This is a genomic window from Pelosinus baikalensis (genome assembly GCF_020819555.1).
In the GTDB taxonomy this organism is placed as follows: domain Bacteria; phylum Bacillota; class Negativicutes; order DSM-13327; family DSM-13327; genus Pelosinus; species Pelosinus baikalensis.
Map to the genome: position 1 here is coordinate 37,151 of NZ_JAJHJB010000040.1, position 6,998 is coordinate 44,148.

Sequence of the window (6,998 nt, forward strand, 5' to 3'; positions counted from 1 at the left end):
ATAGGGAATGAAAAGCCTTCATGAGCTTCTCATTCCCTATCGTTTAATCCAAGTTGTAATTCTTTTAAACTTCTATGTACATCTTCAATTTGCGAAGAAGCTACCTGAGGAAATCTTCCAATCTCAATCGTCTCCAGGATAGGATTCTTCGTCTGATCGTAATGAACCCCGTACCAGATCCCTGAAATACCACTCTCTATCCACTCAGCCGCTTCAGCGCTATCTAGTAAATCAATCTTAATATGCCCTATCCCAAGAAAATCACGAATTTCTTGTCGTTCCTCCGAAACAAGAGACATTTTATTAATGAAGATACTCCAGGTTTCACCGGTATCAATAAAACGCTGCAATGCACCATAAATTTCAAACAATATCGCTCTAGCTTTTGGCGATTGATTCATTTCCTTACTCATCAATTTTCACAACCTCTACTTGCCATTCATGAAGCACTAACAATATCTGTTCTACTATTTCATCTACTTTTTCAGCTACAATAGGAGTCATTTCCAAGCCGATATCGACCGTTAATGGCTGCACTCCCAGTATCATAATTTCTTGTACAGGTTTTTCCATTACATCCATTATCGCTAAGACATCTTGAATACCAAGCTCATGCATGGATACTTTTTCTTTAAAATATGCTTTAACCTCATTGTTTTGAAAATGATAAAGAGATCCTGGCGGTAAACTTCCAGCCACCGCATCTACTAAAATCAATTTATCTGTCTCAATTAAAAACCTTAGCAACTCCATGCCAAGTGTGCCGCCATCTAAGATCTGAACGTTTTGAGGAAAGGAGTATTGTTTTAAAAGTTGTTCTACAACTCTCACACCAAACCCCTCATCCTGCATTAATATATTACCAACCCCTAAAACCGTGATCTGTTTCATTCTTTAAGATCTCCCACGTCATCAGGTTCTTTATCATAGAATTTCACACCGGAGAACATGGCCGATATCTCACCATATTTTTCACTCATATCAGCTCTTGTTGCCATATACACATGAATAATTACAAATAAAATGATCATCCATGCTATGTAATGATGAATCATATGAACAATATATTCATCCACAAGCAAATGATTAAGAGGTCCAAACAACTTAGATAACCAGCTATTAGGATTGATCTGACCATACATAGCAAAACCAGTGAAAGCTTCCAAAAATATCATACCATACACTCCGCCGTATCCTGCACGCGCCATTGAATTTCTTAGATAAGGACGATGCTCCGAGCGTAAAAAGCTGTAATGTAACCCCATATCTAACATACCTGTCCAGAATAATTTTGTCCAAGGCTTGGGCAACATACGGTCTCCTCTGTGAAGGATAAAACCATAAACTCGAAATATAAACGATGCCATCAGTATGTAAGCTGCAGCAAAATGAATAAAACGGATGTTTGACATTGACGCCCAGTTGCTAACCGCAAAAGTTGGCTCTACCCCTTGGCTACCAATGTAAAAAGGATTCCCAATGTATAAGCCCGTGCAGAATAAAACCGCAATAGCACCTACCATTAACCAATGAAAGATTCTCGTCCAAATGGTAAAAACGTAATAAACTGCTACAGTACGAACTTTCACTATACTCCCCCCTTACCTACCAATTCCTAAAGTCTCAAATAAGGATCACTATGCACAACCGTTAGTTCGCGCCCAGAAGCATCATATAAATGAGTAGCACAAGCCAGACAAGGATCAAATGAATGAATAACTTTTAAGATTTCTAATGGTTTATCTGCAATTTTTACCTTAGTATCCATCATACTTGTCTCATAGGCACCATAACCAGATTTGCTATCCCTCGGGCACGCATTCCACGTAGATGGTACAACGGCTTGATAATTATCAATTTTTCCATCTTTAATAATCACCCAATGGCTCAATGCACCACGAGGTGCTTCTACAAGCCCTACGCCTCTAGCCTCTTTCGGCCAAGTACTAGGCTCCCATTTATCCGTATTCGCAACGGAAGTATCACCAGCTTTAATATTGTTTATTAATTTATCAAGATAATATTTACTAATATATCCCATTACTTGTGATTCCAATCCTCTTGTTGCCGTACGGCCAACCGTGGATAACAACCATTTTTCTGGCGGTAGATTTAACATTTTAGATACTGCATCTACTTGATCAACCATCATTTTTTCTACCCAAGTAGGCTCTGTAATAATTCCTTGTTTCACCTTTGTGTATACAATAATATAACGAGACAGAGGTCCAACCTCAGCCATTTTCCCTCTCCATTTAGGCGTCTTAATCCAAGAATATTTACCATTCTCATCAAGATACTTCCAATCCGTTTTACTCCCTTCTTTAGGCCCGGTAAACTTAGGATTGGTCACACCGTTCCATGGATGTAAATCTTTATCTTTTTCAGGGTAATCATACCAAGAATGTTCAACCCCTTCTGTTAATACATCGGGATCGGAAAGATCTTTGGCTTCAAAAGGATAAAATATCGCTTTATCTACACCTTGAACAAAATTTTCTACCACTCCATCTGAACGTAGCAGTAAATTTTTATGAAAATCGCCATTGGAAGTTCCTGAATACTTTTCATCAGGATAATCACCAAAGCCAATTACTCTTTCTTTTGCCAAACCACCACCATCAACATAACCCTGTTTAACATAGATCTCACCAATAGCAAGTATATCGGGTATGTAAAAATAATTATTCAAAGCAATAGTCATATTAATAGATGCATCAACCACTGCTAAACGTTCTGTATTAATTGGCGCATTCATATCATTCATAGAAATAGAACAAGGCATACCGCCAACTACATAGTGAGGATGAGGATTTTTACCACCAAAAACAACATGAGAAGTAACGATATCCCTTTGTCTATCAAGCATATTTAAGTAATGAGAAACTGCCATCAAATGAACTTCTGGTGGCAAAACATCATAATCAGGATGATCCCACCACTGTGCAGAAAAAATACCTAACTGACCACTATCCACAATTTTTTTAATTTTATCTTGAATGCTTCGAAAATACACAGTCGTAGCCTTAGGAAATTCTTTAGGATATGCTTCTGTATCAAATTCAATAGGACCTTTCACATTCAGATTATACTTCTCTAGTACTGTATTTTGCAGCGCTGCTGTCGCAGCTGGATCTGCTTTTAAAGCTGCTACAGGACTAACCCAGTCTAATGCATGCAAATGATAAAAATGTACAATATGGTCATGCACCATTTGCGTCGCTTCAATAATATTTCGAATATAGTTGGCATTTTTAGGGATTTCAATACCCAAAGCATCCTCTACGGCCCGCAAGCAGCTTAAAGAATGGATGGTGGTGCATACACCACAAATTCGTTGAGCAAAGGCCCATGCATCTCTAGGATCTCGATCTTTAAGAATTAATTCAATACCGCGCCATGCAGTGCCACTAGATAATGCTTCTTGCACCTTACCCGTAGCTTCATCGACAACTACTTCTAACCGCAAATGACCCTCTATTCGATTTACTGGATCAACAACAACACGTTTCACAAGGCATCCTCCTCACATACATATACTTTATTCATTATCTTTTTCTGTTTCATGGGTTTCTTTATGATGCCTTTTATGTTGAATCGTAGAAAGTGCACCATGAACAATCACTCCAGCCGTAAGTGCTCCTGCTGCTACGATTCCGACTTGATCAGCATTCACAATTGCATTGGGAACAGGAATATTGGGCATACGATTATAAAAGGGATCATTATCCCAAAAATTATTAGCAGAACAACCTATACAAGGTGCACCTGATTGGATCGGATAAGAAAGCCCATTCCACCAACGCAGATTTCCGCATGAATTGTAAGTTTCTGGTCCACGGCACCCTACCTTATACAAGCACCAGCCAGCTTTACTTGCCGCATCATCAAACTTTTCCACAAACATACCTGAATCAAAGAAAGGACGACGATAGCAAGTGTCATGAATTCGATTGCCAAAAAACTGTTTAGGCCTCCCTTTACTATCAAGAGGTGGAATCTGTCCATATAACGTATAATGCATAATCACACCCGTAATCACTTCTGGAATCGGCGGGCAGCCCGGTACTTTAATAATGGTTTTTCCACTAACAACATCACTAACAGATACGGATTTTGTAGGATTTGGCTTTGCAGCCTGAATCCCTCCCCAAGCTGCACATGAACCAACTTCAATAATTGCAGCAGCTCCTTTAGCTACCTCTTTAAGATTATTTACAAAGGTTTTACCCCCAACCATACAATGGATACCATCGTCATTTAAAGGCACTGCACCTTCCACTGCCAACAAATACTTACCATTATATTTCTTCATAACCTCTTGCAAATGATGCTCTAACGGCTCACCTGCAGCAGCAGCTAAAACATCCATGTACTCCATAGAAATCATATTTAAAAGAACATCTGATGCAAATGGGCTTTGGGAACGAATGAAGGCTTCATCACAGCCCGTACACTCATGTCCATGTAACCAAATAACGGGGACTAGCGGCTGCTTCTCTGCGGCAGACACCACGTCCGAAATCAGACTTGGTGATAACCCTAAAATTCCAGTTATCGTAACACAAGTTTTTAAAAAGTTTCGCCGGCTTACATTTCTTCTTTGAAATAAATCCCATAAAGATTCCACATCTTTCACAATTATCCCCCTCTCATTTTACAAGAAGACTTGGCGCCTATGCGCCAAGTCTTAATAAACGCAGATAAAAGTTTTATTTCTTCTCTTCTCGAACTCCATGATTACACCATGGCTCTTCTGCCATATAGTCGCCATCATAGTAATAATATGCTCGAGCCCTACAGCCACCGCATATACCATCATAGCCACAGGTTCCACAGCCACCTTTTAGTGGCTCATGTCTCAATCGATTAAACATCTCACTATCACGCCATATTACATCAAAATCGGTTTCTTTTACGTTACCAATTTTGATCGGTAAATAAGGACAAGCTTGTACATCGCCATTTGGTAAGATCACACAATAAGCCGTACCTGCCAAGCAGCCTCTGGTAAAGCGCATTGGAATATTACGTTCCTTTGCAATACGCATAAACTGAGGAGCACAAGTAGGTTTAAGTTCAATCGGTACCTCTTTTTGCTTTTCCAAAATCCGTGTTAATACAGCTTCATATTGCTCTGTTTTTAATGTCGTATCTTCAATATCTTTTCCTCTACCAGTAGGAACTAAGAAGAAAATATGGTGAGCCATGGCCCCTATTTCAACAGCTAAATCTGTGATATCGGTAACTTCTTTTTCATTCCAAGTTGTGATAGTTGTATGAATCTGGAAAGGAAGTCCTACTTCACGACAAGCCCCCATCGCCGCAATGGTTTTATCCCAAGCTCCTTCGGATTGACGAAACTTATCATGAACATTTTTATCGCGGCTATCAAGGCTAATGCCAGCTGCGCCAAGTCCAGCTTCTTTTAGTTTTATAGCTACTTCCTTAGTAATTAAGATTCCATTCGTACCAAGCACTGGTCTTAAGCCAATACTTTTAGCATAAGAAATTAATTCATAAATATCAGGACGCATTAAAGGCTCGCCACCACTTAAAATAATAATTTTAAAGCCAGCACGTTTCATTTCATCTAATAATTTTTTGCCTGCTTCTGTACTTAGTTCATCAGGCCTTTTCTTTCCTGCATCACGATAGCAGTGAAGACAGCTAATATTACAGACCTGGGTAGTATTCCATGAGATAATCATATATAACTCCTTTCCGGATAACGAATTTATAATACAGTATACTTGTCCAATAAAAAACATACACACTTAGTAGCAATAAGAAATAGGCATACTATAAATAGGATGATCCTATTCCTCTTCATATTATCGCAAATTAATAAGATTTAGACAATATAAATTTCTACAATATTATGATATGATTGCAAAAAAAAGAGACTTCACCATTTGAAGCCTCTTCTAAAGCTTTAGATCACCTTATCAATAGCATCCATTAAATCTTTACGTGGCCGGTACCCTACAATGCGATTGACTTCTACACCATCTTTAAAGAGAAGCAAAGTAGGAATTCCCATAACATTGTATTCACTAGCCAGTTGCTGCTGTTCATCCACATTGACCTTTACAACAACAGCTTTGCCTTCATACTCTGATCCAACAGCTTCAAGTTCCGGAGCAACCATTTTACATGGTCCGCACCAAGAAGCCCAGAAATCTACAAGTACAGGTTTACCTGATTGAGATAATTTTTCTTTAAAATCACTTTCACTTGTAATATTTAAAACACTCATTATGTAACCTCCAATATATTTTTATTTTATTATTCACCATTATTGAATTTTCATTACTATCTTATTTATATAATAGAAAATATCAAATTAAAAGTCAATACTCATCAGATATTTTTTATCATATCAATTTTATTTTCATTTAATAATCATTCTTTTATGGCATTAAATAAAAAAACCTTCTCTATATTGAAAATAGAAAAGGTTTCATTTGCATAAAGTTGTGAGTAATCAATAAGCCGAGTTCTGTACCGCTTACACGGTGATGATCATCTATCTAGTCTGACAGTTACCTGACAGCTCTAGCGACGCAACCCGGAAGGTTCAGCGGGCAGCTTCATCCCTTCCCTATTTGGTCTTGCTCCAGGTGGGGTTTACCTAGCCAGCCAGTCACCTGACTGCTGGTGCGCTCTTACCGCACCGTTCCATCCTTACCAGCATAGCTGGCGGTTTACATTTCTATGGCACTTTCCCTAAGGTCACCCTCGCTGGACGTTATCCAGCACCCTGCCCTATGGAGCTCGGACTTTCCTCGTATGCTTTATGGGCATCCGCGATCATCTTTCCTACTCACAACACTATATTTTTGTCATTCAATTAACAAGAAATCAATTATATCACATATCATTCATTTAGTCAAATGATTTATGATATATTTATACCATTATAAATTGCAAGTTTAAATGCCGTCCATATTATGGAAATCCATATAATGTTAGATATTAGACCTTCCCTCGACAAC

The 6,998-nt window shown here is 38.5% G+C and carries 7 protein-coding genes and 1 other RNA gene; all 8 read right to left on the reverse strand.

The window, feature by feature from the left end; genetic code table 11:
• Positions 1-29: 29 nt before the first annotated feature.
• The gene (locus LMF89_RS20745; protein WP_229536744.1) at positions 30-413 is read right to left on the reverse strand and encodes a hydrogenase expression/formation C-terminal domain-containing protein; all 384 of its coding nucleotides are present in this window, start codon (positions 411-413) and stop codon (positions 30-32) included.
• Positions 406-891: a HyaD/HybD family hydrogenase maturation endopeptidase gene (locus LMF89_RS20750; protein ID WP_229536745.1), complete on the reverse strand. Its 486-nt coding sequence runs from the start codon at positions 889-891 to the stop codon at positions 406-408. The genes LMF89_RS20745 and LMF89_RS20750 overlap by 8 nt, the downstream gene beginning before the upstream one ends.
• Positions 888-1,589, reverse strand: a complete 702-nt coding sequence (gene cybH / locus LMF89_RS20755; protein ID WP_229536746.1) for a Ni/Fe-hydrogenase, b-type cytochrome subunit — start codon at positions 1,587-1,589, stop codon at positions 888-890. The genes LMF89_RS20750 and cybH overlap by 4 nt, the downstream gene beginning before the upstream one ends.
• Before the next feature lie 26 nt (positions 1,590-1,615).
• The gene (locus tag LMF89_RS20760) at positions 1,616-3,514 is read right to left on the reverse strand and encodes a nickel-dependent hydrogenase large subunit (RefSeq protein ID WP_229536747.1); all 1,899 of its coding nucleotides are present in this window, start codon (positions 3,512-3,514) and stop codon (positions 1,616-1,618) included.
• A 27-nt stretch (positions 3,515-3,541) separates the two neighbouring features.
• Positions 3,542-4,639 (reverse strand): hydrogenase small subunit, encoded by a 1,098-nt coding sequence (locus LMF89_RS20765; protein ID WP_229536748.1) that lies wholly within the window; start codon positions 4,637-4,639, stop codon positions 3,542-3,544.
• Between the two features lie 73 nt (positions 4,640-4,712).
• On the reverse strand, positions 4,713-5,711 hold the full coding sequence (gene nirJ2, locus LMF89_RS20770; protein WP_229536749.1) for a putative heme d1 biosynthesis radical SAM protein NirJ2: 999 nt from the start codon (positions 5,709-5,711) through the stop codon (positions 4,713-4,715).
• A 224-nt stretch (positions 5,712-5,935) separates the two neighbouring features.
• Positions 5,936-6,259: a thioredoxin gene (gene trxA / locus LMF89_RS20775; protein ID WP_007936594.1), complete on the reverse strand. Its 324-nt coding sequence runs from the start codon at positions 6,257-6,259 to the stop codon at positions 5,936-5,938.
• Between the two features lie 217 nt (positions 6,260-6,476).
• Positions 6,477-6,829, reverse strand: an RNA gene (gene rnpB, locus LMF89_RS20780) — RNase P RNA component class A.
• Positions 6,830-6,998: the final 169 nt, after the last annotated feature.

What these genes read in the sequence shown, in the direction of transcription:
- nirJ2 (WP_229536749.1), bottom strand. Translation starts at nt 5,711, where the DNA reads ATGATTATCTCATGGAATACTACCCAGGTCTGTAATATTAGCTGTCTT.
- LMF89_RS20745 (WP_229536744.1), bottom strand. Translation starts at nt 413, where the DNA reads ATGAGTAAGGAAATGAATCAATCGCCAAAAGCTAGAGCGATATTGTTT.
- LMF89_RS20750 (WP_229536745.1), bottom strand. Translation starts at nt 891, where the DNA reads ATGAAACAGATCACGGTTTTAGGGGTTGGTAATATATTAATGCAGGAT.
- trxA (WP_007936594.1), bottom strand. Translation starts at nt 6,259, where the DNA reads ATGAGTGTTTTAAATATTACAAGTGAAAGTGATTTTAAAGAAAAATTA.